The organism is Kribbella ginsengisoli (genome assembly GCF_039537185.1).
GTDB lineage: Bacteria > Actinomycetota > Actinomycetes > Propionibacteriales > Kribbellaceae > Kribbella > Kribbella koreensis.
In genome coordinates this window covers 392,495-419,165 of sequence record NZ_BAABAA010000002.1, presented here as the reverse complement: position 1 = coordinate 419,165, position 26,671 = coordinate 392,495, and the positions used below count along the sequence as shown (strand labels likewise).

Annotated in this window: 22 protein-coding genes; 14 read left to right on the top strand and 8 right to left on the bottom strand. The window is 68.0% G+C overall.

Translation table 11 applies throughout. The features are described from left to right. Positions 1 to 40: 40 nt before the first annotated feature. The 6 genes from ABD768_RS09330 to ABD768_RS09305 all read left to right on the top strand — a co-directional run bounded on the left by ABD768_RS09330 (position 41) and on the right by ABD768_RS09305 (position 8,567). Positions 41 to 454 (top strand): RpiB/LacA/LacB family sugar-phosphate isomerase, encoded by a 414-nt coding sequence (locus ABD768_RS09330; RefSeq protein ID WP_343973930.1) that lies wholly within the window; start codon positions 41 to 43, stop codon positions 452 to 454. 184 nt (positions 455 to 638) lie between these two features. Further along, positions 639 to 4,250: a methionine synthase gene (gene metH, locus ABD768_RS09325; protein WP_344839447.1), complete on the top strand. Its 3,612-nt coding sequence runs from the start codon at positions 639 to 641 to the stop codon at positions 4,248 to 4,250. A 17-nt stretch (positions 4,251 to 4,267) separates the two neighbouring features. Then, the gene (locus ABD768_RS09320; RefSeq protein WP_343973925.1) at positions 4,268 to 4,771 is read left to right on the top strand and encodes a GNAT family N-acetyltransferase; all 504 of its coding nucleotides are present in this window, start codon (positions 4,268 to 4,270) and stop codon (positions 4,769 to 4,771) included. Next, a complete protein-coding gene (locus tag ABD768_RS09315) occupies positions 4,772 to 7,270 on the top strand; it encodes a helix-turn-helix transcriptional regulator (protein WP_344839446.1) in 2,499 nt (832 codons plus the stop codon). A gap of 113 nt (positions 7,271 to 7,383) precedes the next feature. Beyond that, entirely contained in the window at positions 7,384 to 7,656 is a 273-nt protein-coding gene (locus ABD768_RS09310) for a DUF4242 domain-containing protein (protein ID WP_343973920.1), read from the top strand. Positions 7,657 to 7,715: 59 nt separating this feature from the next. Next, entirely contained in the window at positions 7,716 to 8,567 is an 852-nt protein-coding gene (locus ABD768_RS09305; protein WP_343973917.1) for an HAD family acid phosphatase, read from the top strand. A 22-nt stretch (positions 8,568 to 8,589) separates the two neighbouring features. On the opposite strand, the gene ABD768_RS09300 is transcribed toward ABD768_RS09305, so the two are convergent. Then, positions 8,590 to 9,618, bottom strand: a complete 1,029-nt coding sequence (locus ABD768_RS09300; protein WP_344839443.1) for a helix-turn-helix transcriptional regulator — start codon at positions 9,616 to 9,618, stop codon at positions 8,590 to 8,592. A 111-nt stretch (positions 9,619 to 9,729) separates the two neighbouring features. Between ABD768_RS09300 and ABD768_RS09295 the strand changes: the two genes are divergently transcribed. Further along, positions 9,730 to 10,101 (top strand): nuclear transport factor 2 family protein, encoded by a 372-nt coding sequence (locus tag ABD768_RS09295; RefSeq protein WP_344839441.1) that lies wholly within the window; start codon positions 9,730 to 9,732, stop codon positions 10,099 to 10,101. Here the strand turns inward: ABD768_RS09295 and ABD768_RS09290 are convergent. Further along, positions 10,098 to 10,766, bottom strand: coding sequence for a TetR/AcrR family transcriptional regulator (locus tag ABD768_RS09290; protein WP_344839438.1), 669 nt, complete (start codon positions 10,764 to 10,766; stop codon positions 10,098 to 10,100). The genes ABD768_RS09295 and ABD768_RS09290 overlap by 4 nt on opposite strands. Positions 10,767 to 10,863: 97 nt before the next feature. On the opposite strand from ABD768_RS09290, the gene ABD768_RS09285 reads away from it, so the two are divergent. Beyond that, positions 10,864 to 11,793 carry an SDR family oxidoreductase gene (locus tag ABD768_RS09285; protein WP_344839436.1) on the top strand — a complete coding sequence of 310 codons (930 nt, stop codon included), beginning with the start codon at positions 10,864 to 10,866 and terminating at the stop codon, positions 11,791 to 11,793. A gap of 38 nt (positions 11,794 to 11,831) precedes the next feature. Then, a complete protein-coding gene (locus ABD768_RS09280; protein ID WP_344839434.1) occupies positions 11,832 to 12,614 on the top strand; it encodes a class I SAM-dependent methyltransferase in 783 nt (260 codons plus the stop codon). Here ABD768_RS09280 and ABD768_RS09275 read toward each other — a convergent pair. Beyond that, positions 12,577 to 13,128 carry a GNAT family N-acetyltransferase gene (locus ABD768_RS09275; RefSeq protein ID WP_344839431.1) on the bottom strand — a complete coding sequence of 184 codons (552 nt, stop codon included), beginning with the start codon at positions 13,126 to 13,128 and terminating at the stop codon, positions 12,577 to 12,579. The genes ABD768_RS09280 and ABD768_RS09275 overlap by 38 nt on opposite strands. A gap of 85 nt (positions 13,129 to 13,213) precedes the next feature. Between ABD768_RS09275 and ABD768_RS09270 the strand changes: the two genes are divergently transcribed. Beyond that, positions 13,214 to 13,576, top strand: a complete 363-nt coding sequence (locus tag ABD768_RS09270; protein ID WP_344839429.1) for a YciI family protein — start codon at positions 13,214 to 13,216, stop codon at positions 13,574 to 13,576. Here ABD768_RS09270 and ABD768_RS09265 read toward each other — a convergent pair. Beyond that, on the bottom strand, positions 13,554 to 15,776 hold the full coding sequence (locus ABD768_RS09265; protein WP_344839426.1) for a polysaccharide lyase 8 family protein: 2,223 nt from the start codon (positions 15,774 to 15,776) through the stop codon (positions 13,554 to 13,556). The two genes, ABD768_RS09270 and ABD768_RS09265, sit on opposite strands and share 23 nt — an antisense overlap. Before the next feature lie 177 nt (positions 15,777 to 15,953). Here ABD768_RS09265 and ABD768_RS09260 point away from each other — a divergent pair, with 177 nt between their 5' ends. Further along, positions 15,954 to 16,979: a GntR family transcriptional regulator gene (locus tag ABD768_RS09260; protein WP_344839425.1), complete on the top strand. Its 1,026-nt coding sequence runs from the start codon at positions 15,954 to 15,956 to the stop codon at positions 16,977 to 16,979. Here the strand turns inward: ABD768_RS09260 and ABD768_RS09255 are convergent. The 4 genes from ABD768_RS09255 to ABD768_RS09240 form a co-directional block, all read right to left on the bottom strand. Then, a complete protein-coding gene (locus ABD768_RS09255; protein WP_344839423.1) occupies positions 16,948 to 17,547 on the bottom strand; it encodes a TetR/AcrR family transcriptional regulator in 600 nt (199 codons plus the stop codon). The genes ABD768_RS09260 and ABD768_RS09255 overlap by 32 nt on opposite strands. Positions 17,548 to 17,575: 28 nt before the next feature. Beyond that, positions 17,576 to 18,361: a class I SAM-dependent methyltransferase gene (locus ABD768_RS09250; RefSeq protein WP_344839422.1), complete on the bottom strand. Its 786-nt coding sequence runs from the start codon at positions 18,359 to 18,361 to the stop codon at positions 17,576 to 17,578. A gap of 18 nt (positions 18,362 to 18,379) precedes the next feature. Next, a complete protein-coding gene (locus ABD768_RS09245) occupies positions 18,380 to 18,919 on the bottom strand; it encodes a dihydrofolate reductase family protein (protein ID WP_343973882.1) in 540 nt (179 codons plus the stop codon). 67 nt (positions 18,920 to 18,986) lie between these two features. Continuing rightward, the gene (locus tag ABD768_RS09240) at positions 18,987 to 20,423 is read right to left on the bottom strand and encodes a polysaccharide lyase 6 family protein (protein ID WP_344839420.1); all 1,437 of its coding nucleotides are present in this window, start codon (positions 20,421 to 20,423) and stop codon (positions 18,987 to 18,989) included. Positions 20,424 to 20,709: 286 nt separating this feature from the next. On the opposite strand from ABD768_RS09240, the gene ABD768_RS09235 reads away from it, so the two are divergent. The 3 genes from ABD768_RS09235 to ABD768_RS09225 all read left to right on the top strand — a co-directional run bounded on the left by ABD768_RS09235 (position 20,710) and on the right by ABD768_RS09225 (position 26,412). Beyond that, on the top strand, positions 20,710 to 21,537 hold the full coding sequence (locus tag ABD768_RS09235; protein ID WP_344839419.1) for an SAM-dependent methyltransferase: 828 nt from the start codon (positions 20,710 to 20,712) through the stop codon (positions 21,535 to 21,537). Between the two features lie 160 nt (positions 21,538 to 21,697). Continuing rightward, the gene (locus ABD768_RS09230) at positions 21,698 to 22,696 is read left to right on the top strand and encodes a hypothetical protein (RefSeq protein WP_344839415.1); all 999 of its coding nucleotides are present in this window, start codon (positions 21,698 to 21,700) and stop codon (positions 22,694 to 22,696) included. Positions 22,697 to 22,806: 110 nt separating this feature from the next. Then, positions 22,807 to 26,412, top strand: coding sequence for a CARDB domain-containing protein (locus ABD768_RS09225; protein WP_344839413.1), 3,606 nt, complete (start codon positions 22,807 to 22,809; stop codon positions 26,410 to 26,412). The last annotated feature ends 259 nt before the right edge of the window (positions 26,413 to 26,671 follow it).

Sequence of the window (26,671 nt, the reverse complement as noted above, 5' to 3'; positions counted from 1 at the left end):
GGCTGCCCGTTTCACCCACCTGACTGCCTACGCTGGACCGATGAAGATCGCCTTTGCCTCCGATGACGACAACGAATGCGTGCAGGCAGTCCTGACCTATCTGCGGTCGGAGCACGAGCTGATCTCACCGACCGGCTCGACCATCTGGCCGGCCATGTCCCAGGAACTGGCGCGGGCCGTCGTCGCGGGGGAGTGCGATTTCGGCGTACTGATGTGCTGGACAGGGACCGGTACTGCGATCGCGGCCAACAAGGTGCGGGGTGCCCGCGCCGCGACCGTCAGCGATGCGTGGACCGCCCGCGGCGCGAGGCTCTGGAACGACGCGAACATCCTGGCGCTCAGCCTCAAGCGGCTGGCGCCGGATGTGGCCGTCGAGTGTGTGACCGCGTTTCTGAGCGAGCCCGAGCCGGATCCGGAGGAAGCCGGCAACATCGACGCCATCCGGGAGCTGTAACTGCCATCTCAGGTACTGGCGGGTAATCTCAGTATCCGGGCAAAGATTCTGCTTCCGTCATCTCGATCAGTAGGATCGAAGTCCAGGTCGAGAGGCGCTGCGACGGGCCCGGAGGGCTCGCCACGCTCGGTCTGGGTCTACCGAGTAAGGGCGCCTCCGGAAACTCTTCTGGAGGTGGCCGACGGTGACGGATCGTCAGACCGAGTTACGGACCTTGCTCGACCAGCGGGTCGCGGTGCTCGACGGTGCCTGGGGCACGATGCTGCAGGGCGCGAACCTGACGCCCGAGGACTTCCGCGGCGACCGTTTCCTCGACCACACCCACGACGTCACCGGCGACCCGGACCTGGTCAACCTGATGCGCCCGGACGTGATCCTCGACGTCCACCGGCAGTACCTGGCCGCCGGCGCCGACATCACCACCACCAACACGTTCACCGCGACCAGCATCGGCCAGGCCGACTACGGCCTGCAGTCCCTGGTGCGCGAGATGAACCTCGAAGGCGCCCGGTTGGCCCGCCAGGCCGCCGACGAGGCCGGTGGCAAGTTCGTCGCCGGGTCGATCGGCCCACTGAACGTCACCTTGTCGCTGTCGCCGCGGGTCGAGGACCCGGCGTACCGGGCGGTGTCCTTCGAGCAGGTCCGCGACTCGTACGCCGAGCAGATCTCCGCGCTCAAAGACGGCGGCGTCGATCTGCTGCTGATCGAGACGATCTTCGACACCCTGAACTGCAAGGCCGCGATCGCCGCCGCCCGCGAGGTCGCCCCCGAGTTGCCGCTGTGGATCTCGGTGACCATCGTCGACCTCTCCGGCCGCACGCTGTCCGGCCAGACCGTCGAGGCGTTCTGGAGTTCGATCGAGCACGCCAAGCCGCTCGTCGTGGGCGTGAACTGCTCGCTCGGTGCCGCCGAGATGCGCCCGCACGTGGCAGACCTCGCCCGATTCGCCGACACCTACGTCGCCTCCCACCCGAACGCCGGCCTCCCGAACGCCTTCGGCGGGTACGACGAGACCCCGGACCAGACGGCCGGGATGCTGCAGGAGTTCGCGGAGTCAGGCCTGGTCAACATCGTCGGCGGCTGCTGCGGTACTACGCCCGCGCACATCGCCCAGATCGCGAAGTCGGTCCAGGGGCTGCCGCCGCGCACGGTCGCCCCGGCGTACGAGCAGACCCGGTTCAGCGGGCTCGAGCCGTTCTCGATCGGCCCGGACACCGGGTTCGTGATGATCGGCGAGCGGACCAACGTGACCGGCTCGGCCCGGTTCCGCCGGCTGATCGAGTCCGACAACCACCAGGCTGCGGTCGATGTCGCGCTGGAGCAGGTCCGCGGCGGCGCCAACCTGCTCGACGTCAACATGGACGCCGACCTGCTCGACAGCGAGCAGGCGATGACGACCTTCCTCAACCTGGTCGCGACCGAGCCCGAGGTGGCCCGGATCCCGATCATGATCGACAGCTCGAAGTGGTCGGTGCTCGAGGCCGGGCTGAAGTGCGTGCAGGGCAAGGGCGTGGTCAACTCGATCAGCCTGAAGGAGGGCGAGGAGGAGTTCCTCGAACGCGCCCAGCGGATCCGCGACTACGGCGCCGGTGCCGTCGTGATGGCCTTCGACGAGCAGGGCCAGGCCGACACGGTCGAGCGCAAGGTGGAGATCTGCGGCCGGGCGTACGACCTGCTGACACAGAAGATCGGCTTCCCGCCCGAGGACATCATCTTCGACCCGAACGTACTGGCCGTCGCGACCGGTATGTCCGAGCACAACGGGTACGCGAAGAACTTCATCGACGCGCTCCCGCTGATCAAGGAGCGCTGTCCGGGCGTCCACATCAGCGGTGGTATCTCGAACCTGTCGTTCTCGTTCCGCGGCAACGACATCGTCCGCGAGGCGATGCACTCGGCCTTCCTGTACCACGCGGGGCAGGTCGGTCTGGACATGGGAATCGTCAACGCCGGCCAGCTCGCCGTCTACCAGGACATCCCGGCCGACCTGCTGGAGCTGGTCGAGGACGTCATCTTCGACCGGCGCGACGACGCCACCGACCGGCTGGTCGCCTTCGCCGAGAACGTGAAGGGCAAGGGCACCAAGCGGGAGGTCGACCTGACCTGGCGCGAGGGCACCGTGGAGGAGCGGCTGTCGCACGCGCTCGTGCACGGCATCGTGGACTTCATCGAGGACGACACCGAAGAGGCCCGGCTGACCCGCAAGCGGCCGCTCGAGGTGATCGAGGGCCCGCTGATGGATGGCATGAAGGTGGTCGGCGACCTGTTCGGCGCGGGCAAGATGTTCCTGCCGCAGGTGGTGAAGAGCGCGCGCGTGATGAAGCGCTCGGTCGCCTACCTCGAGCCGTTCATGGAGGCCGAGAAGGAGCTGGCCCGCCAGGAGGGCCGCGACGAGGACGTCCGCGGTCAGGGCAAGGTCGTGCTGGCGACGGTCAAGGGCGACGTGCACGACATCGGCAAGAACATCGTCGGCGTCGTGCTCGGCTGCAACAACTACGAGGTGATCGACCTCGGCGTGATGGTGCCGGCGGCGAAGATCCTTGACACGGCCATTGCCGAGGGCGCCGATGTCGTCGGGCTGTCCGGGCTGATCACGCCGTCGCTCGACGAGATGGTCGCGGTGGCAGCCGAGATGGATCGGCGCGGGCTCAAACTTCCTTTGCTGGTCGGCGGTGCGACGACCTCGAAGCAGCACACGGCGGTACGGATCGCACCGGCGTACGAGAACACCACGGTGCACGTGCTCGACGCGTCGCGCGTGGTCGGGGTGGTCTCCGATCTGCTCGACGACGATCGGGCCGAGGAGCTTGCCATCAGCAACCATGCCGCTCAGGAGATCCTCCGCGAGCAGCACGCGAACAAGCAGCGCAAGCCGATGCTGACGGTCGAGGCGGCCCGGGCGAATCGGGAGGTCGTCGACTACGGCGAGATTCCGGTCCCGGAGTTCATCGGCGTACGCCGGGTGGCCCCCGATCTCGAAACGCTGCGGGCGATGATCGACTGGCAGTTCCTCTTCCTGGCCTGGGAGTTGAAGGGCAAGTACCCGGCCATCCTGGAGCAGCCCGTCGCGCGCGAGCTGTTCGACGACGCGAACGCGATGCTCGACCAGATCATCGCCGACGGCTCGTTCACCGCGAAGGGTGCTTACGCCTACTGGCGAGCGCACAGCGAGGGCGACGACATCGTCCTCGACGACCTGGACGCGTCCTTCCCGATGCTCCGGCAGCAGACCCAGAAGCCCGAGGGGCGCGAGAACCGTTGCCTGTCGGACTACATCGCACCGGCGGGTGACCACCTCGGCGGTTTCGCCGTGGCGATCCACGGGGCGGAGGAGCTGGCGGCGAAGTACGAGGCCCAGAACGACGACTACAAGGCGATCATGGTCAAGGCGCTGGCCGACCGGCTCGCCGAGGCGTTCGCCGAGTGGATCCACCTGGAGGCCCGCAAGGGCTGGTTCGAGCCCGACGCGGAGCCGCTGCTGGAGGACCTGCACGCGGAGCGCTTCCGCGGCATCCGCCCGGCCCTCGGCTACCCGGCGAGCCCCGACCACAGCGAGAAGGAACTCCTCTTCAAGTTGCTCGAGGCAGACCAGCTAGGCCTCGGCCTGACCGAGTCGTTCGCGATGACCCCAGCCGCAGCAGTCAGCGGCCTGATCTTCGCCAGCCCCGCCGCCAAGTACTTCAGCGTCGGCCGCGTCGGCAAAGACCAGGTCACCGACTACGCCCAGCGACGCGGCATGCCCCTCGAAGAACTCGAACGCTGGCTCCGCCCAAACCTGGCCTACGACCCGGACTGAGGATTTACAGTGACGGGATGACTGTCACGCTGCGGGCCGCGACGGCGGGGGATGCTGACGCGATTGCTTCTATTTGGTACTCCGGGTGGGGGGACGGGCATCTGGGGAATGTGCCGGAGGAGTTGGTTGCGGTCCGCACCAAGGAGTCGTTCTGGGAGCGGGTGCCGGCCAGGATCCCGGACACGACCGTTGCGGTCGTCGGGGCTGAGCCGGCCGGGGAGGCGGGGGGCGGTGAGCCTGTTGGGTTTGTGATGGTTGTTGGTGATGAGGTTGAGCAGGTTTATGTTTCGGGTGAGCATCGCGGGTCTGGGATTGCTGGGTTGCTGATCGCGGAGGCTGAGCGGCAGGTCGAAGCCAATGGGTATGACGAAGCTTGGCTTGCGGTGGCGACGGGGAATGGGCGGGCGCGGCGCTTCTACGAGCGCAGTGGGTGGGTGGATGCGGGTGCCTTCGACTACCCGGCGACCACGGACGGCGACGCCATCCCGGTGCCTTGCCACAGGTACGTGAAGCGGGTCTAGATGCTGGAGCGTGGGGCGCTGTTGGCGGCGCTGGGGGAGGTTGAGCCCGGGGCGATGGTGTTCGTCTCCGGTGAGGCGGGGATCGGCAAGACCTCCCTGGTGCGTGCCTTTTGCGCAGACCAGCCGTTGGTCCGCTACGGCTTCTGCGATGCTCTCGGTACGCCGCGAGCGCTCGGCCCACTGCATGACATCGCGAGGTCGAGCCACGACTCCGCATTGGCCGGCCTACTGGCATCAGGAGCTGACCGGCACACGCTCTTCACCGCGTTCCTCGACCTGCTGGCCGCCGGACCGTCGGTGACCGTCGTGGAGGACGCGCACTGGGCAGACGAGGCAACGCTCGACCTGCTCCTCTTCGTCGGTCGCCGCATCGACGAGCTGCCCGCGCTCGTCATCGTCACCTACCGCTCGGAGGAGGTCGGCCGCGACCACCCCCTGCGCCGAGTCCTGGGCGACCTGGCCACCGCCCGGCCGGTACGCCGGTTGCAAGTGCCCGCGCTGACCCCAGCAGCAGTGGCTGAGCTGGCCGAGCCACTTGGCCTGGATGCCGACCAGTTGTTCGCAGTGACTGACGGCAACCCGTTCTTCGTCACGGAGGCACTCAGTGCGCCCGGCGAAGAGCTACCAGCCACCGTGCGGGACGCAGTACTGGCCAGAGCGGCTCGCCTTGGGCGGGAGGCCAGGGCGGTCCTGGACATCGTCTCGCTGGTGCCGGACCGGGCCGAGCTTGCCCTCGCAGGTAAGGGCGTTGAGGAGTGCATCGAGTCCGGCATGCTCTTGCTGGAAGGGCAGACCGTGCGTTTCCGCCATGAGCTGGCCCGGCGGGCGATCGAGTCCGATGTATCACCCGTGCGGCTGCCCGTGCTGCATGGCGAGGTACTGGACTACCTGGCCGGCCTGGACGAGGTGGACCCCGCACGACTCTCGTACCACGCGGAGGCGGCCGGGGATCGTGCCGCTGCTCTGAAGTACGCGCCACTGGCCGCCCAGCGAGCAGCAGAGGTCGGCGCGTATCGGCAGGCGGCCGACCACTACGCCCGAGCGCTGCGGCACGTCAGTGGAGCATCCGTCGAGTTGCAGGCCTCGCTATGGCGAGACAGTGCCGAGGCCTGCGACAACAGTGGCTACCTAGCCGAGTCGATCAAGGCATCGGAGCGATCTGCCGAGCTGTGGGCGTCACTGGGAGAGGTCGGCAAGCAGGCCACAGTGATGGCCCGCTGCTCGCACGTGCTGTGGAAGGCGGGCCGCAATGCCGAGGCCCACGCGATGGCACGCGAAGCAGTCTCCCTCGCCGAAGCCGGTACGCCGGGTCCAGGGCTGGCGATGGCCTACGCGGCCCTGGCGAGGTTGCTCATGCTCGGTCGGGACATGCCCGGAGCTATCGCCCTGGGCACGCGAGCAGCGGAGTATGCCGAGCGGTTCGGCGACACCCAAGCACTGGGCCGTGCGCTCAACGCGGTCGGGAGCGCTCACTGGCTGACAGATCCTGAGCGTGCTGTCGCGGTGCTGACGGCCAGCCTGGATGCGGCGGTGGAGGCCGGTGATCAGATGGGCGTCGCGTCAGCGATGACCAATCTCGGGTCCGGAGCCGGTGAGGTTCGGCGGTACGACTTGGCCGACCACTGGCTCGCAGCAGCCGCCGAGTACTGCTCAGACCGCGACCTGGATGCCTCCGGGAGCTACGTGCAGGCCTGGCAGTCGCGGAGTCTGTTCGAGCGTGGCCACTGGACCGAGGCGGGGGCCAGGGCGGCTGCGGTTCTCGCTGCGCATACGCAACACGTGCCGTCGTACATCGTGGCCAATGTCGTGCTTGGCCGGTTGCGGGCCAGACGTGGGGACCCGGACGCGGATACGCCATTGCAGCGCGGGTGGGAGCTCGCAGTACAGACAGGGGATCTGCAGCGGCTGTGGCCGGCTGCTGCGGGGCTGGCCGAGCACGCGTGGCTCACTGGGAAGCCTGAGCTGATCGAAGGGCTTGTTGCCGAGACCTACGAGCACGCGGTGCAGCTGAAGCATCCGTGGGCAGTGGGGGAGTTGGCCCAGTTGCTGCGGCTCGGCGGGGTCGAGACGGAGCTACCGGAGTACGTCGCCCAGCCTTACAAAAATGAGGAGATGTGGCAGGAGGTCGGGTGCCCTTACGAGGCTGCGCTGGCCCTGACCGCGAGCGAGGATCCTGAGCAGCAGGTGGATGGGTTGTTCGGCCTGCAGCAGCTGGGTGCCTGGTCGACGGCTGAAGTGGTCGCCAAGCAGCTGCGCGAGAGCGGGATCCAGCGGCTGCCGCGGAGGCCTCGCGCGACCACCCGCGAGAACCCTGCTCACCTGACCGACCGCGAGACCGAAGTACTGGCCCTGCTGGCGGAGGACCTGCGCAACGTGGACATCGGCGCCCGCCTGCACATCTCTCCGAAGACGGTCGATCACCACGTGTCATCGATCCTCGGCAAGCTCGGCGTCTCGTCACGGCAGGAGGCGGCTCAGTGGGTGCGGCGGACAAGATAGGGAGCTGACCCACCGAACATAGGGAGCTGCTCCCGATGGCCACGCGGCCCCGGCCGAGCAGAGTTCTTCGTGGGAGGCGATCCAGCCTCCGGACAACGAAGAAAGGTATTGCCATGACCCGCTACCTGGTGGAGCGCAGCTTTCCCGAAGGCCTCACCATCCCGACCGACGACCGTGGCGCCAAGTCGTGCCTGAACGTGGTCGACGGCAACGCGCAGCACGACGTGACCTGGGTGCACTCCTACGTGTCACCGGACCACAAGACGACGTACTGCATCTACGACGGCCCGTCCCCGGAGGCGATCCGGAGCGCGGCCGTGACGACCGGCCTGCCGGTCACCAAGATCACCGAGGTCCGGGTCCTCGACCCGTACTTCTACCACTGACGGCTCTCCCAGGGTTAGTTTGCATTTGCAAGCATTTGAGCCCGTACTTGGGAGAGATCATGGTCAACCGTTCCTGGCGCCTTCCGTCGCGCCGGCTGATCCTCACCGGGGTCGCCACTCTCGCCGTCGCCTCCGTGGCCGGCGGAGTGGCGTACTCCGCGGGGGTGGCAGCCCAGCAGCCGGCCATCCAGACGTCGACGCCGCGGTCCGAGAAGCAGGTCACCAACATCGACGTACTGCGGCAGCAGCTCCGCAACTACTACGGCGACCCGTTGGGCACCGGCACCTTCGCCGCCGACAGCAACTACGCCAAGGAGGCCAGTTCGGTCGCCAAGGACGGCACCCGCTTCCTCGCCGGCCGGCACCACACGCGTGGCACCAAGGCGATCCTGCTCGACGTCGACGACACGTCGCTGGCGACCTGGAACTACGAGATCGCCAGCAACTGGGCGTTCAACCCCGGTACCAACGGCACGTTCGTCACCGAGCAGCGTTTCCCGGCCGTCCCGGGCATGGTCGACATGGTGAAGTCGGCCGAGCGCGAGGGCTACGCGATCTTCTTCCTGACCGGGCGTGGCGCGGCTCAGGAGCAGGCGACCCTCGGCAACCTGACCGAGGACGGGATCGGCGTCGACGCCGGCTACCCGAAGCCGACCGGCCTGCGCGACGGTGAGGACGGCCTGTTCACCAAGCCGCCGGTCGCCGAGTACCCGGACTACCTGAAGGCCGCCTGCGCGGGCGACCCGAACGGCTCCTGCACGACGATCCACTACAAGTCGGCCACCCGGGCCCACATCGAGTCGCTCGGCTACGACATCGTCGCCAACTTCGGCGACCAGTTCAGCGACCTCAAGGGCGGCTACGCCGACCGAACCTTCAAGCTGCCGAACCCGAACTACTACCTGCCCTGAGAGCGTGCCGGCCGCCGGGGGCTCAGGGCGCGAAGACGCGCCCCACCAGCTCCCGGCGGCTGCGCACGCCCACCTTGCCGAAGATCGACTTCAGGTGACTCTGCACGGTGTGCGGCGACACGAACAGCCGCTCCGCGATCTCGCGAGTCCCACAGCCCTGGAGAACAAGCTCGATCAGCTCCCGCTCCCGCGTGGTCAGCCCGTACGCCGCGGAGATCAGCGGCTCGATCGACACGCTCGGCGCAGCCTGGAGGACGACGGCCACCTCCTGCCCGGACCCGGCCGGTGAGGCATGCAACTGGATCCAGCGGCCCGAGGCACCGAGCACCCGCGCGGTCGCGTCCCCGGCGGTCGCCCGTACCCGTTCGACCAGGCTGACGACCTCGAAGGGCAAGGGGTCGCGGCCTGGCGCTCCGTAGTACCCGAACTCCTGCAGCCAGTCGACGGCCGGTGGGGTGACCGAGACGATCTCCCGATCGTTGCCCAGGACAAGGACTCCCGGCCAGAGCTCGGCGCCCGGAGCTGTGGGCCTGGCGTGGATCCCCGATCGGCGGAAGGCTCGCCCGAGTACGGCGGACATCCCATGCATGAAATCGCGCTCGTCGGCAGTGAAGTCGTGCGGGGCCTCGCGGAAGAACGACACGCACCCCCAGCAGGAGCCGTCGGCAACCAACGTGACCCGCAGCTCGCCGCGCACGCCGTTGGGCGACAGCAGCTCGCGATAACGCCTGCTCCGGTTGAGGTCACCGCCGGTCGCCTCACTCAGTACTGCGCTGTGCCGCGGCCCCCTGATCAGCTCGCTGAACCCGTTGTAATCACCCGCCTGGTAAGCGAACTCGGCCACCCGCGCATCCGGCGGTGGCATGTTCTCGACCGCGTAGCTGGTCTCGATCAGGGTCGCCGGATCCATCGCGTGCCAGCACACGCTGTCGCGCGGGAGGGCGCCGTCGAGGAGCCGGGCCGCCGCCTCGATCAGCTCCGGCAGCGGCAGCTTCGCCTCCTCCAGCAGCGCCACCCGGTCGTAGGCCCGGGACCGTGTGGCGTGGTTCATGTACTGATGGTCACATGCGTCCGGGTTCACCGGAAAACCCCACAAATATGGCATGGCCGGACCCGTGCCCGATCGGTAGCGTCGATGGCAACAACCACAGGGGGAGCCAGGATGCCAACAGCAGAAAGCGTATTCGCGCTCGTCGACAAGCAGGACGTGCAGGGGATCGGGGCGTTGCTCGCACCGCGGGCACGGTTCGCCATCGGCAACCGCGAGCCGGCCGACGGGCGGGACGAGATCGTCGCGACCCAGGGGATCTTCTTCACTTTGGTGCAGGGCCTGAGGCACGAGCTGCTGCGCGAATGGGCAGTCGACGACACCACCATCGCCGAGACCAGCGTGACCTACACCCGGCTGGACGGTCGCGACGTCACCGTACCGGCGGTCTCGATCTGGACGGTCGACGAGGCCGGCCTGATCACCGACTTCCGCGTCTTCATCGACCAGAGCCCGCTCTTCTTCGAAGAACCGCTGGAGTGTTAGCGGGGTAGTACTCCGGTCAGGATCGTCTGCAGGGCGTCGCGCAGGGCGGGGGCGAAGGTGATCCGGAACGCGGCGACCTCGGGGTGGGTCTGGTAGACGGCGATGATCGCGGCCGAGGGGTGGGAGTGGGTCCAGATGACGCCGGTCAGCATCACGGTCGCCGCGATCAGCCGGCTGGCGCCGTCCTCGCCCAGCTCGGGGAGGTGGGCGAGGACGTGGCGGATCATGACCGCGTAGTTCGCGATCGAGCCGCGTTTGAACTCCGCCGCGACCTCGACGGAGATGTTGTGCTCCAGGACGGCGGCCTGCGCGGCGGTCAGTGCGCACAGCATCGGCCGTGACTCCAGCGTCGTGACGATCGCGTCGGCCAGGGCGGCGGCGCGGTCGTCGATCGCTGCCGCCGGGTCGACGGTCGCGGTCAGCTCCGCGTCGAGCTGGTCCATCCACGCGTGTGTCTCGGCGTCGAGCAGTTCCAGCAGGACCGCCTCGCGGGAGTCGAAGTAGTTCAGGACGTTCGACTTCGCCAGCCCGACGCGGCGGCTCAGCTCGTTCAGGCTGAGCTGGGCGACCGGCATCTCGGCCAGCATCGCCGCCGCGGTGGTGAGGATCGCCTGCCGCCGGACGGCCCGCTGCTCCTCGCTCCTGGCCCGCTGGAAAGTCGTCATGCCCACATCCTACAGACCGCTGGTCTGTTGTCATCAGACCGTCGGTCTGATAGCTTCGTTCGTAACAGACCGCCAGTCTTTTACGAAGGAGCAGCTCATGTACGACGTCCCGGACCAGACCGGCAAGTACGCAGTGGTGACCGGCGCGAACAGTGGTACCGGCAAGGAAACGGTCCGGCGGCTGGCCGGTGCCGGCGCCCGGATCGTGATGGCGGTGCGGACGCCGGCGAAGGGCGAAGCGGCCCGCGCGGAGATCCTGGCGCAGCACCCGCAGGCCCAGCTGGAGGTCCGCCGGATCGACCTGGCCGACCTCGACTCGGTCCGCGAGTTCGCCGAAGGCATGATCGCGGACGGCACCCCGATCGATCTGCTGGTCAACAACGCCGGCGTGATGGCCCCGCCCTCGCGGATGACGACCTCCGACGACTTCGAGCTCCAGTTCGGCAGCAACTTCCTCGGCCCGTTCGCGCTGACGCTGCGGCTGCTGCCGTTGCTACTGGCCGCGCCCGCGCCGCGAGTGGCGACGATGGCCAGCGGCGCGGCGAACTTCGGCCGCATCCACTTCGACGATCTCCAATGGGACAAGAGCTACCGGCCCAGTACCTCGTACGCCCAGTCGAAGCTCGCCGACCTGATGTTCGCGCACCAACTCGCCGCGATCGCCCACGACCGCGGCTGGAACCTGATGAGCAACGCGGCCCACCCCGGCTTCACCCGGACGAACCTGCAGACGACCGGCCCGACCCTCGGCCTGGACAAGAAGCCCTTGACCGTCAGGCTCTTCGAGCGGGTCAACCCGCTTCCGTCCCAGGAAGCCCAGCAAGGCGCCGAGCCGTTGCTGTACGCGGCGACCAGCCCCGAGGCAGTCGCCGGCGCGTACTACGGTCCGAGCAAGTGGTTCGGGCTGGTCGGCCCGACCAAGCTCACCAAGGCCCCGCGCCGGTCCCTCGACGAGCAGGCCAATGCGCGCCTCTGGCTGGAGGCCGAGCGCCTCACCGGCGTCACACTGCCCAGCCGAGTCGCTTGAGGCTGGCTGAGGCGGCCGCACCGACTTATGGTGCGGAGATGAGCAGCCAGTGGTCGCAGGGGGAGATCTACGAGTCGTATGTCGGGCGATGGAGCCGACTGGTCGCAGCCGAGTTCGTGGCGTGGCTGGACCAGCCCGCAGGTCTGCGGTGGCTCGACGTGGGGTGTGGGACCGGGGCGTTGACGACTGCGGTCCTTACTCAAGCTGAGCCGAGTGCAGTGGTCGGGGTGGACCCGTCCGAGGGTTTCGTCGGGTTCGCCCGGGGCGCGGTGGCCGATGAGCGGGCCCGCTTCGAGGTGCTGCCCGCGGCCGAGCTGAGCACGGACGCAGTCGGTGGAGCGGTCGACGTGGTGGTGGCAGGGCTGGTGCTCAACTTCATCCCGGACCGGCCGGACGCGCTGCGCCGGATGCGGGAGATCGGCCGGACGGTCGGCGTCTACGTGTGGGACTACGCCGAGGGCATGCAGTTGATGCGGTACTTCTGGGAGGCGGCGGCCGACGTCGTACCGGACGATCGGGAGCGGGACGAAGGGCGGACTTTCCCGTTCTGCAATCCGGCCGGGCTCGAAGGGTTGTTCGCCGAGGCAGGCTTCAGCGACATCGAGACCCGCGCGATCGTCGTACCGACCGTGTTCGAGTCTTTTGACGCGTACTGGACGCCGTTCCTCGGTGGCCAAGGGCCCGGACCCGCCTATCTCCGCAGCCTGCACCCCAACACGCAGACAGCGATCCGGCATCTGGTGGAGTCCAGGCTGCCGGCCAACCCCGACGGCTCCATCGAGCTCACCGCTCGTGCTTGGGCTGCCCGCGGTACGAGCTGAAGTCGCTGCGCAGCAGCCCGAACAGCAGGTCGTCGGTCCACTCGTCCTTGAACCACGTGTTCTGCGGCCGGAACCCCTCCTGCTGAAAGCCGAGCCGCTCGAGCAGTCGGGCCGAAGCGACATTGCGGGCGTCGACCTCCGCCGAGACCCGATGCAGCTCGCGCACGGTGAAGAGGTGTTCGAGCAGCCCGCCGACGGCCTCGGTCGCGTAGCCGTTGCCCTGGTACTCCTGGGCCAGCGTGTAGCCGATGTCGGCCTGCATCAGGTTGTCGAAGGTGTTCAGCCCGATGTCACCGATCAGCAATCCGTCCAGCGCGATCGCGTACTGGAACCAGCCCGCCTGCAACGGATCACCTTCCGCGTAACTGGCCACCGTCCGCTGGGCCTCCTCCAGGCTGAAGGGCGCGGTGAAGGACTGGAAGCGGGCGACCTCGGGCACCGACCGGTACGCCGAGAAGGCTTCGGCGTCCTCAGGCCGGAAACGGCGCAGCTCGAGTCGCTCGGTCGTGATCATCCACCAAGTATGGATGTCAAGAAGGGCCGATCGGCCGCGTACATGTGGTGAGGGCCGCAACGCGCGGACCGGGACGGAGGAGGCGATGAAGTACTTGCTGGTTCTGCAGGCCGACGCCGGGGTGCAGCTGACGACCGAGCAGCGCGAGGCGGTGCAGGCCGGGCGCGGCGAGTTCGAGCGGGTCGCCTCCGAGGCCGGCGAGCTGGTCGGTACGCAGGCGCTCGCCGACCCCTCGCGGAGCACGGTGATCCGCAGCAGGCACGGTCGACGTGAGGTGTCGACCGGGCCGTTGCGGGACGAGTACATGGGCGGGTACTACCTCGTCGACGTCGACGAGCTGGATCGCGCGCTCGAACTGGCCGGGCTGCTTCCCGACGTACGGATCGACGGTCTGGCAGTGGAGATCCGCCCGATCATGGGTGGCGCTATAGCGTCAGATAGCGCGTAGCGCCGGCGGCGCCGGCGACATCGACGGTGATCTTCCTGCCGAGGACAGTCAGCTGGATGGTGGTGGCCAGTTGGGTCGGGTCGGAGACGGCAAGCTCGATGGTGCGGCCCTTCAGCCGGGCGATCACTGAGCAGGGCGTGTCTGTTTGGAGGTCGCCCAACCGGTCGGGCTGCCAGAAGTTCACCATGGTCATACCGAGCCGCAAGCTGGTGACTGCCTGCACGGAGGCGGTGTTTCGCAGTACCAGCAGGCCGGAAGCCTTGGACAGCTGCTTGGTGCGGGCTGCTGAGGCTCCCGGCACTACGAGATAGCTGTACGCCGCTCCGCTCGGGTTGACGCCGTGGTCTTGCCACATGGTCAGGTACCGACGGGTGATGGGCGTAGTGGTGCCACCGGTGTTGATGTCGCGCCAGGAGCCCGTCCGTGCTTCGCGGCGGAGCTGCAGTGTCGAGCCACTGGGGAAGATGTAGCCGCCTACGCCATCCAGATGCGCCCACTTGGCGTTGCTGACCGTTGCGGAGTCGCCCAGCGCCGGTACGCGGCTGAGGTCGTCCACGGTCAGGGCGTTGGTACCGGCGCTGTGCAGGTTGCGGTTCTCGATCACTGTCTCGACGGGGTAGCCACTGGTGCCCGTGATGCCGGCGCCTAGCGCAACGACGTACTCGTCGAGGCAGAACCAGGACTTGCGGGCTCGCATGGGGGAGAGCGGTCCCTCCAGGTCTTGGCCGACTGCGGCGTAGCCGTCGAGAGTGCTGCCGCCGACCCAGGCTGTTGTCGGCCGGGGCGCGCCCCACTCGCCGCCGGCCTTCGGGGGCAGCGGGAGCTTGTCGACCGTGGTGCCGGGGAGACGGGTGCGGTCCACCGTCGGCCAGAAGGCATCGGCGTACTGGCCGTTGTCCTTGTCGTACAGGTAGGTCATGCCGGAGCCGGTGTGGTACCCCAGCTCGTTCTCGCCGTTGCCGCATTCGTAGTACGTGATCCGGCGGCTGGCCATCGAGATCGAGTACGCCCAGCCGGAGCGGCGATGCACCGAGCGGTCCATGCTGGCGAAGAGGGTGTGTCCGTCGCGCTCGGGTGCCGGGGTCACGCCGCGGAGCGACTTCACCAGGGCCACTCTCGGGATCGTTGCCCCGGACAACATGTTGCCGAAGGTGTCGCGTTGCAGCCAGCCGGCCACCGCGGATCGCCACTGGGTGGCCAGCGCCGTGTCGACGCCGGCGGCGAGGCGCAGGATGGCTTCGGCCGCGGTGTAGCCGTCGTTGTGGTCGGAGGCGTTGTAGCGGGAGACGGCGCGGCCGCGGACGAAGTCCATCATCCGGGCGTCGTGGACGACCGGGAGGTACGCCTTGGCGACCGAGTCGAAGAGGATCTGGCGCTTGGGGTCGGTCACCTGCCAGGGCGAATTCGCCAGCAGGGCAAGGAGTTTGCCGATGCCGCTGAGCAGGACGTGGCCGTAGGTGCCGGTGTAGGCGACCCAGGTGTGCTGGACGAACGAGCCGTCGCGGTAGAAGCCGTCGCCGGTCGTCACGTACTGCCAGGTGTCGCTGAGACCGTCGCGGGCGTGGGTCAGCTTCACCTCGTCGTCGGTGACCAGGGCGCGAACGATGATCGCCTGGCAGAGGTCGACCCGGTTGGCGCCGGTGGAGAGGACCTTGCCGCGCTCGGGCGGGAACATCCAGTACGGGTCTTCGACGAAGTGGTCGATCGCTGCGCAGTAGCGCTCGCGGGTTGCTGGTGGGAGTTCGGCGTACAGGAGGACCAGGGTGTTGGCGAGGGGGCGCGTGGCGCCGATCTCCCAGGACCACCAGTTGCCGAACTCGACGGTGCTGGGGTTGTAGATCAGCTGGTCCATCGACTCCAGGGCTGCCTGGATGTCGGCCAGCAGGGAGGCGTTCGAGTGGTACCCCGAACCGGGGGTGGTCCAGGCGGTGGCCAGTTGCTCCAGGCGGACGTAGGTGTTGGCGATCGACGGGTCCTGGGTGAGCGGGTAGTCGATGAAGACGGCTTTGCGGTCGGTGGAGCGGTCGAGCTTGGCCAGTGACGCCTTGACCGCGTTGTCGAGCCGGGTGAGCGCGGCGGCGTAGTCGGGGTCGGCTGGGTCCAGGGACGCGCCACCGGTCAGATCGGCGGCCCACTTGGCACGCAGCGCGGCGAAGTCGGCCGGGGCGGCGAAGGCTGCTTTCGGGAGTCCGAGAGACATCGCTGCGACGGTAGCGCTACCGGCAGCCAGGAACGTACGGCGGTTCAGCATGGCGGATTCCTTCAGAGAGGCGGATCACTGAGGAGGGCTGTTCGCATGAGTCTCTGGCAAGTCATTCTCTTCGTCAATGGATTCATGCTAATGAATTTCCAGGGGCGGGCCGCTAGAGTCAGCCCGATGAGTGCGTCGGAGGCTGTGCGGGGGCAGAAGGCCCGGCATCTCGCGGAAGAGTTGCGGCGGGGGATCGCCGAGCTGCGGTGGCCGGGTGGGAAGTTGCCGACCGAACAGCAGATCGCGGGGGAGCAGGGGGTCAGCCTCAATACCGTGCGCCGGGCGGTCGATCTGCTGGTGCAGGACGGGCTGGTCTATCGGCGGCAGGGCTCGGGGATGTACATCGCGAGCAATGAGAGCGGGCCGCTGATCGGGGTCGCGGTGCCGTCGATGACGTACTACTACCCGCGCATCATCGTCGGGATCGAGCGCGAGCTGGCCAAGCAGGGTGCGCAGATGTTGTTGCGCAGTACCGAGTGGGACAGCGCCGAGGAGCGGCTGGCCGTCGACGGGCTGATCGGCGCGGGCGCGGCCGGGTTGATCCTCGCGCCGGACGGTCCGTCAGGGCTGGCGGAGCTCGAGGAGCTGGAGCTGCCGATCGTGCTCGTCGAGCGGGGGCTGGAGGATCCGGCGACGGTGCATGAGTTCGTCGGGACCAATCATGCGGCGGGTGCTCGGGCTGCTCTCAAGCATCTGCGCGGTTTCGGACATACCCGGATCGCCTATCTGGAACGGGTCAGCCCGCACACTGCCCCGCAGGTCAGGGCCGGCCTCGGCGACGTGCCCGTCTTGATCGACTCGCGCGAACGCTGGAGCACGGCCGGCGCTGACGAGTTCCTCGACGAGGTGCAGCGGCGCGGGGTGACCGCGGTGATCTGCTTCGCGGATCGGGAGGCGACGGTGTTGCTCAATGCGGCGCTCGCTCGCGGCATCGACGTACCGGGGGAGTTGTCGGTGATCAGCTACGACGATGAGGTCGCCGACCTGTCCGAAGTACCGCTGACCGCCGTTTCCCCTGCGAAACTTGAGGTTGGGCGGATCGCGGTGGAGCTGCTGCGTGCCCGGCTGGCCGATCCGGAGGCACCGCGCCGGCAGGTGTCGCTCGTGCCGCGGCTCGTCGTCAGGGAGTCGACCGGGCCGGCTGCACGATAGAACGCGCGGCCGACTCTGCCAGCTTCTCTGCCTCGTCGGCCTCGGCCAGGACGCCTTCGAGCACGAACACGGCGAACCCGTGCGCCGCCGCGGCCACCGACAGCACCAGCTCGCGCGACGCCGCCTCGGTCGGCCGAGCCTCGCGGGCAGGCTCCTGCAGTACTCCGAACAGCTCGTTGCCCGCAGCAAGCAATTCCGGATAGGCCGCCTTGTCCAGCCCCGCCGAGAAGGTCAACTCGAACATCGCCCGGCGCTCCGCCGCGAACCGGACGTACGCCCGCGCGAACGCCGCCAGCTTCGCCACCGGATCCCGCGCCCCCTCCATCGCCGCGACATACCGCTCACGCTGCTCGGAGTACCCCTTCTGCACCAGCGCCGCCAGCAACGCATCCCGATCCGCAAAGTGCTTGTACGGCGCCGCGACGCTCACCCCCGCCCGCCGACTGACCTCCGCCAACGTCGCCGCCTTCGGCCCACCCTCGCCCACCAACTCGAGCGCAGCCTCCTCCAGCACCCGCCGCAAATCCCCGTGATGCTGTCCGCTGGGCCGTTTGCCTGCACTGTTCACTCGACCTAGGTTAATGCCACTAACTACCTCATGGCTTGATCGCCTGGCACGCGAGCAGGAGCGGGATCGGATCGCCGGGCAATCGCCAGAAGCCGTCGTCGCCTTGGACCATCGCCGGATGGCGCTGACGCAGGTCGAGGGGTAGTTCGTCCACGCGAGTGACCTGCAGTCCGGCTCGGCCGAGGGCGGTGACGAGTCTGCCGACAGTCCACGGCCAGGTGGTCTGGATGTGGGGCTGGTCCATCTCACCGGCGTACGTCTGCTTGACCTCGCGTTCGGCGGGTCCGGAACGGAAGTACGACCTGGCCAGGGCGAGGTCGTCGTCGAACAGCATCGCGATCGGATGGAAGTCCGCGACGAACAAAGTGCCGCCCGGCTTGAGGCACCTGGCCGCCGCACGAGCCCAGCCGTCCAGATCGGGTAGCCAGATCAAGGTCCCGTAGGTCATCACGACGAAGTCGAAAGCGCCGTCGAGTTCGCCCGGAAGCTCGTAGACGTTGGCCTGCACGAATCTCGCGTCGAGCGACAGTTCCTGCGCCAACGCGGTCGCGGTGGCGATTGACTCGGCCGAGAAGTCCACGCCGGTGACCTGAGCGCCGAGCCGGGCCCACGACAACGTGTCCAGCCCGAAGTGGCACATCAGATGCAGCAACGACCGCCCGCTGACGTCACCGAGCGCCTCCTGCTCGAACGGCCGCAAGGAGTTCTTGCCCGCCTTGAACGACGCGACGTCATAGAACTCCGACCCGACATGCGCCCCCGTCTGCGCATCCCAGGCCTGCTGGTTCCGCAGCATCTGCTGCTTCTCATCCATGCCGACGAAGCTAACTCGTCAGGTCACCTTGAACCACAGGTTTGTCGCCAGTGGTACCTCCGTAGCGCTGACCCGTTCGAGCTTCACCGTGTGCCCGCCAGGCTGGTCGAAGAGGCGGGTGCCGTCGCCGAGCATGACCGGTGCGACACAGGTGAGAACCTCGTCGAGCTCGCCTGCCTCGAGACACTGCCGGGCGATGTCCGCGCCGAGCACGTTCACGTACTTGTCGCCCGCGGCCTCCTTCGCCTGTGCCAACGCGGTCGCGAAGTCGTCAACGAAGTACAGGTCGGCAGAAGAGCTTTCCGGCGGACGATGGGTGACGACGTACTGCGGTCCGTCCCACCCGCCGCCGAAAGCCTTGCCCTCGCCGGGACGGCCCTTGTTCGGGTCGTCGCCGTCGAAGGTCCGCCGGCCGACCAGCAGCGAGCCGATCTGCCCGATGAGGTCCCGTACCTCGGGGTTCGGGCCGAGGTACGGGGTCATCCACTGCATGTCGCCGGCCGGGCCGGCGATGAAGCCGTCCAGCGACATCGTCACCGCGTAGAGCACCTTCGCCATCTCTCCTCCAGGAATCTCCGTTGGATTCATGAAGACGAGCGAGCGCCGGAAAACTCATCGCAGGAGGTCAGGCGGACTGCGGGCCCACATCGGCGGGGTTCAGCGGGCGGTTGATCGGCGCGGCCGTGCCGTACTCGTCGGCGCCGACGTCCGCCTTGCCCGACCGGGCGTTGCCGTCCAGATCCCGGGTGACGGTGGAGTACGTCCTGCTGGCCGCGTTGATCGCCGGGCTCGACGAGGTCAGCCGCCGGACGCCGTCGGATCCCGTTGCCAGTAAGGGATCCTTGCGGCTGAAGCCCGACGCGGGGATGTTGCCGTTGCCGGCCGCGCCCCAGAGCAGGTTGCCCGACCAGGTGATTCCCTGCTGATACGGCATGTCGACGAGCTGACGACCCGAGTCACCCACCAGAAGGTTGTCGGAGATCGTGCAGCCCAGCGGGGGGAGCGTCCGCATCGTCTCGCCGGCGATCGCGGTACCGCAGGAAAGTACCGTGTTGAGCGCGATCGTCACCCGGTCCGGGGCGTCGTTGCCCTTGCGGCTCTCCGGAGAGTCATCGGGCTTGTCGTCGCGCACCGATCCGCTGCCGAGCACGATCCCGGCGCCGGTCACCTTCTCGACGTAGTTGTTCACCACCAGGTGGTCGTTGCCGTACATCCGGATCCCGTTGGTGCCGTTGAGGAGGAAGTTTCCCTCGACCCGGGACCGGCTGCCGTGCCGCAGGACGATCCCGCCGAGGCTGTTGCGAACCGTGTTGTCCCGGATCGTGTTGCTGCACGACTTGACCGAGATCGCCTCCGGGTCGCCGTTGGCCCGCTCGAACAGGTTCTGCTCGACGATCGCGCCGGCATCGCTCAGCGACCGGCCGCTCAGCCCGAGCCGGATCGGCTCACCGCCGTTGGAGCCGCCGAAGGTGTGGTCGGAGAAGTAGTTGCGCAGGATGTGCACCCCGCGCGCCATCCCGGACGTCCCTGGTCCCTCGACGCACAGGAACACCCCGAGCGACGACTTGTTGTGGAAGTGGTTGCGATCCACCTTCGAGTAGTCCGAGCGGACCATCAGCCAGTTGAGACCTTCGGTGTTCGCGAGCTGGATGTCGTTGCGGCTGAGCCGGAGATGGGTGCAGCTGGTCGGCAGGGCGATCATCGTGGTCTGCCGGAACTTGAATCCGCTGACCGTCACCCACGACGAGTCGGCGAAGGTGAAGCCCTGGCTGCCGGTCAGTGTGACGCCGCCGACCGACTCGGCCTGCACGATGATCGAGGCGGTCGAGTTGCCGTGCTTGCCCTGGATCGCGATCGGCCTGCCGGACGGTACCGCGTAGCTGCCGTTGGCCAGGGTGACCGTGTCACCGGGGTTGGCCGCGGCGATCGCCGAGCGCAGCTGGTCGAGCGTGGTCACCCGTACCGCGCGGGCCTGGGTGAAGGCCGCGCCTGCGACGGTGGGGAGTGCGACGGCGAGGCCGGCGCCTAGGGCGGTACTGGTCAGGAATGTCCTGCGGTCCATGGTGTCCTCCGGTCGGGGCGGTGATCCGGGTGATCGGCCGACGGTGTCGGCCAGTGGCTCAGTCTGGGGTGGCCCAAACGCCTTCGGCAAGCGCTTGCCGGAGTGTCGGCGAGGGATGTCCCGTGGGCCGGAACGAGGTTCCATTAACGTTCCGCCGGGTAAGAGGTGAGGGGCAGCGCGGGGCAGGTCGCGGGCAGATCGCCGGTAAGGGTGTGCTGGCGGTGTACAGAGCGAATTGCTGCGATAGCCTCCGGTAATTGCGATTTTCTGATTCGGGCGGGTGGAGATGGACGAAGGGACCGGCGGCCGGCGCAGAACCGCGCCAGACGTCGACATGCAGCGGCCGAACGACGCCCGCGTGTACGACCTTCTGCTCGGTGGCAAGGACAACTACGAGACCGATCGCCAGCTCGCCCAGCAGGTGCTCAAGGTCGCGCCGGAGATGCCCGAACTGCTGCAGGCGAACCGGCGCTGGCTCGCCGAGGTGGTCGAGCGGCTGCTCCGCGAGGCGGCCGTGGTCCAGTTCCTCGACCTCGGCTCCGGCCTGCCGACCACCGACAACACGCACGAGATCGCGGCCCGGGTGAACCCGAAGGCCAAGGTCGTCTATCTCGACAACGACCCGACAGTGATCCGGCACGGCCAGGCGCTGCTCGCCGACGACCGGCACAGCTTCTTCGCCGAGGGCGACCTGTCCGACCCCGCGGCCGTGCTGGCCAACCCGATCATCACCGGCGCGCTCGACCTCGGCCGGCCGGTCGCGGTGATCCAGTGCCTGGTACTGCACCACATCCGCGACACCAAGGCCGCCCGGGAGATCGTCGTGGGCTACCTGGACGCGCTGCCCTCCGGGTCGTATCTGGCGCTCACGCATCCGTGCAACCCGCGCGACGGGAGTCGACGGGCGGAGTTCGCCACCGGCGTGGAGGAGAAGCTGCGGCTCGGCTTCAAGGCCGTCACGTTCCGCACTCCCGACGAGATCGCCACGCTGTTCGAAGGCCTCGAGCTGCTCGACCCAGGGCTGGTCAGCCTCGGCGAATGGTGGCCGTCCCCGACCGCCAGCCCTACGGGCGCCAGTCACCTGATCATGGCCGGCCTCGCCCGCAAGCCCTGATCAAATAGCTTGGCCCCAGCCATCTGCTCCATCGATGATGGCTGCATGTCCGCTGCGAAGGCTGCTGCCGCTTACTGATCCGCGTTCCATCGCGTGATCGACGACCCTGCTTAGTCGCCGGGTCCCTCAAGCGTGCAGTTTTTCCTTCCCAGGGAGCCCCATGTCGTCGCGACATCTCGAGATCGCCTGTGACGAGTCCGGATTCACCGGAACGAACATGCTCGATCCCGGCCATGAACTCATCACCCACGCAGGCGTGCATCTCGACCAGGAGACGGCTGCGGAGTACGCCGCCCTGATCCGCACCCGATTCCACCGGTACTCCGCCACGGAGTACAAGGCCGGCCAACTCCTCCGCAACCGGATCGCGGTCGAGTGGCTGCTCGGTACGCTCAACGGCCAGGCGACCGTGCACCTCACCGACAAGACGTACTTCACCGTCACCCGCCTGGTCGACCTGCTGATCGGCGAACCGACGTACGCCGCCGGCACCAGCCTCGCGCTCGACCTGCGTCCCGTCGCCCGGACCCTGCACCGCGCCGGACCGGTCGTCTTCGGTACGACGCGATGGCGCGCGTTCCTCGACACCTTCGTCGAGATGATGCGCCACAAGCGCTACCGCCTGATCGACGGCCCGTGGGTCGCTCACTTCCTGCAGACGCTCGACGGGATGCGCTCCGAGCGACTCGACCCGCTGATGCAACCGCTCCGCGACGCCCGCCCGCAGCTCTTCCACGTCCTCACCGAACTCCAGGACGATCGCTCGCCGGTACCGCCGCCGCTCGAGCCGTTGATCCCCGCACTCTTCGAAACCGGCCGCCTGTGGACCGCCGACGGCTCCGAGATCACGATCCTCCACGACGAGCAGAGCGCGCTGACTCGACACCGGGTGGCTCGAGTCGGCGAGCTGCTCAAAGCGGTCTCCCCAAGCCCCGAACCGCTCCGCGGCATGACCATGCTCGACTCCCGCACGGACCCGCGCATCCAGCTCGCCGACCTCCTGGCCGGCACCGCCCGGTACCTCGCCACGGCCGAGCTCCGCAACCGCGCCGACCCCCGCCTGACCGCCCTCCTCCGCCCGTACCTGGCGCCCACCTCGCTCTGGTCCGACCAGACGAGCTGGCAGCGAATGACCGGAGATCTCGTATTCCGCCAGTGACGAGCCGTTGACGTAGAGGCGATGGGGCTGCAACCTTTGGCTACCGTCTCGCAAAAAGCTTGCAAATCTCTGCAACTTTGAGATCCCGCCCTCCCGCCCTGAGGACACCTATGAAACGAATGCTCGGCGGCCTTGTCGCGGCCGCCCTGATCGTCATCGGCCTCGTGCCGACCGCCCCCGCAGCCTCGGCCGCCACCACGGCGGTCCTCACCAAGACCCTGACCGCCAACAGCTCGCTCGGCGACTACCCCGTCACCAACGCCGGCGACGGCAACCAGAACACCTATTGGGAGAGCACCAACAACGCCTTCCCGCAGTGGATCCGGGCCGACCTCGGCAGCTCTGTCGCGGTCGACCGGGTCGTTCTGAAACTCCCCGCAAGCTGGGGCGCCCGCACTCAGACGCTGGCGGTCCAGGGCAGTACCAACGGCACGACGTACTCCGACCTGGTGGCGAGCGCGGGCTACAACTTCGCGCCCGGGAGTGCCAACACCGTCACGATCACCTTCCCGGCCGCGACCACCCGGTACGTCCGGCTGAACATCACCGGCAACACCGGCTGGGCCGCCGGCCAGCTGTCCGAGTTCGAGCTCTACGGGCCGGACACCGGCGGCGACACCCAGGCGCCGAGCGTGCCCGGCAATCTCGCGCTCACCGAGCCGAGCTCCGGCCAGATCCGGCTCGCCTGGAGCGCGTCGACCGACAACGTCGGCGTCACCGGCTACACCGTCTACCGCAACAACGCAGCCGTCACCACGGTCGCCGGCACTGTGCTCACCTACACCGAGTCGCAGCCCGCGACGGCGACGGTCGAGTACTTCGTCCGCGCCCGCGACGCGGCCGGCAACGAATCGGGCGACAGCAACCGGGTCCGGCGTACCGGTCAGGGCGGTGGTACCAACCTCGCCAACGGCAAGCCGATCGAGGCGTCCTCGTCGGTCTTCGGTTTCGTCGCGACCAACGCCAACGACAACAACGTCGCCACCTACTGGGAGTCCAACGGCTTCCCGTCGACGCTGACCGTCAAGCTCGGCGCCAACGCCGACATCAGCTCGGTCGTCGTCAAGCTGAACCCGGACCAGGCCTGGGGACCGCGGACGCAGAGCATCGAGGTGCTCGGCCGTGACCAGGGCGCCACCACCTTCACGACTCTGAAGGCGCGTGCCAACTACGACTTCAGCCCGGCCTCGGGCAACACCGTCGAGATCCCGGTCGCCGGTCGCCTCGCCGATCTGCGGCTGCAGGTCTTCAGCAACACCGGCGCCCCCGGTGGGCAGGTCGCCGAACTCCAGGTGATCGGTACGCCGGCCCCGAACCCGGATCTGGTCGTCGCCGCGGCCAGCTGGACCCCGGCCTCGCCGAGTGAGTCGACCCCGATCACGCTCTCGGCGACCGTACAGAACATCGGCACGGCAGCGGCCCCGGCCAGCTCGCTCAACTTCAACCTCGGCGGAACGGTCGTCGGCACCGTTGCAGTCGGCGCTCTCGCCGCCGGTGCATCGACGACGGTCTCGTACAACGCCGGTACCCGCGCCGAAGGCACGTACAGCGTGTCGGCGGTGGTTGACCCGACCAACGCCGTCGTCGAGCAGAACGACACCAACAACACCTTCACTGCCGCGACTCAACTGGTGGTGTCGCAGGCTCCCGGTCCCGACCTGCAGGTCCTGAGCATCACCTCCAACCCGCCGAACCCGGCCGTCGGAGCCCAGGTCAGCTTCACGGTCGCCGTCAACAACCGCGGTACGTCGTCAGCAGCAGCCAGTACGACGCGACTGACCGTCGGCAGCGCGACCCTCACCGGCGCAACCGGAGCAATCGCCGCCGGCGCTACCTCCAACGTCGCCATCAGCGGCACGTGGACCGCGACCAGCGGGGGAGCGACCCTCACCGCGACCGCGGACTCGACCAACGCAGTCGCCGAGACCAACGAGACCAACAACTCGCTGTCCCGCGCGATCGTCGTCGGCCGTGGCGCCGCGGTCCCGTACACCTCGTACGAGGCCGAGGCCGCGAACTACACCGGCACGCTGCTCACCACGGACGCACTCCGGACCTTCGGCCACACCAACTTCGCCACCGAGTCGTCGGGGCGGCAGTCGGTCCGGCTGAACTCCACCGGGCAGTACGTCGAGTTCACCTCGACCAACCAGACGAACTCGATCGTCGTCCGCAACTCGATCCCCGACTCGGCCAACGGTCAGGGCATCGACGCGACGCTGAGCCTCTACGTCAACGGCACGTTCGCGCAGAAGCTCAACCTGTCGTCGCATTACAGCTGGCTCTACGGCACCAGCGACGGTCCCGAGTCGCTGACCAACACGCCGGGTGGCGACGCGCGCCGGCTCTTCGACGAGTCGCACGCGTTGCTGTCGCAGTCCTACCCGGCGGGTACGAAGTTCAAGTTGCAGCGCGATTCGGGTGACACCGCGTCGTACTACATCGTCGACATGATCGACCTGGAGCAGGTGGCGCCCGCGCTGTCCCAGCCGGCGGGGTGCACCAGCATCACGCAGTACGGGGCGATCGCCGGTGACGGTATCGATGACGCGGACGCCATCCAGCGGGCCGTCACCGATGACCAGAACGGCGTGATCAGCTGCGTGTGGATCCCGACCGGCCAATGGCGGCAGGAGAAGAAGATCCTCACCGACGACCCGCTGAACCGGGGTCAGTACAACCAGGTCGGGATCAGCAACGTCACCATTCGCGGCGCGGGCATGTGGTACTCGCAGCTCTACTCCACGATCGAGCCGCAGAACGCGGGCGGTATCAACCACCCGCACGAGGGCAACTTCGGGTTCGACATCGACAAGTTCACGCAGATCTCGGACATCGCGATCTTCGGGTCCGGCCGGATCCGGGGTGGTGACGGTAACGCCGAGGGTGGCGTCGGGCTGAACGGCAGGTTCGGTACCGGCACCAAGATCACCAACGTCTGGATCGAGCACGCCAACGTCGCGGTCTGGGTCGGCCGCGACTACGACAACATCCCCGACCTGTGGGGCCCGGCCGACGGCCTGGAGTTCAGCGGGATGCGGATCCGCGACATCTACGCCGACGGCATCAACTTCGCCAACGGGTCGCGCAACTCCAAGGTCTTCAACTCGTCGTTCCGGACCACCGGTGACGACTCGATGGCCGTCTGGGCCAGCAAGTACGTCAAGGACCAGTCGGTCGACATCGGCCACGACAACTCGTTCACCAACAACACCGTCCAGCTGCCGTGGCGCGCCAACGGCATCGCGATCTACGGCGGCTACGGCAACAAGATCGAGAACAACCTGATCTACGACACGATGAACTACCCCGGCATCATGCTCGCGACCGACCATGACCCGCTGCCGTTCTCCGGCACGACGCTGATCGCGAACAACGGCCTGTACCGCACCGGCGGCGCGTTCTGGAACGAGGACCAGGAGTTCGGCGCGATCACCCTGTTCCCGTCCAACCTCCCGATCCCCGGCGTCACAATCCGCGACACCGACATCTACGACTCCACCTACGACGGAATCCAGTTCAAGACCGGCGGCGGCGAGATGCCGAACGTCGCCATCACGAACGTCCGCATCGACAAGTCCAACAACGGCTCCGGCATCCTCGCCATGGGCGGCGCCCGGGGCAACGCCAACCTCACCAACGTCGTCATCACCAACTCCCGCGACGGCGACATCCTCAAGGAACCCGGCTCGAGCTTCGTCTTCACGGGCCAGTAACCCCGTTCGCCAGCCCCCGGACCCGGCCTGCCCGCCGGATCCGGGGGCCTCGGATTGCGCTGGTCGCGTCGCGGCGGCCGCTGTCGGCCAGTTCAGCGGACTGTGGATCGCGACGCCGGGCGACTGGTAGGCGCCATCCCCAACGCCCAGCCAACCCGCCACCCGCCCCGCGACGACCACGACCAGCCCCTGTCGAGTGCGACTGTGCCGGGGCGACCCTTTGCCGGCAGCACCTAGTGCTCCGCCTGAGCATTTCCGG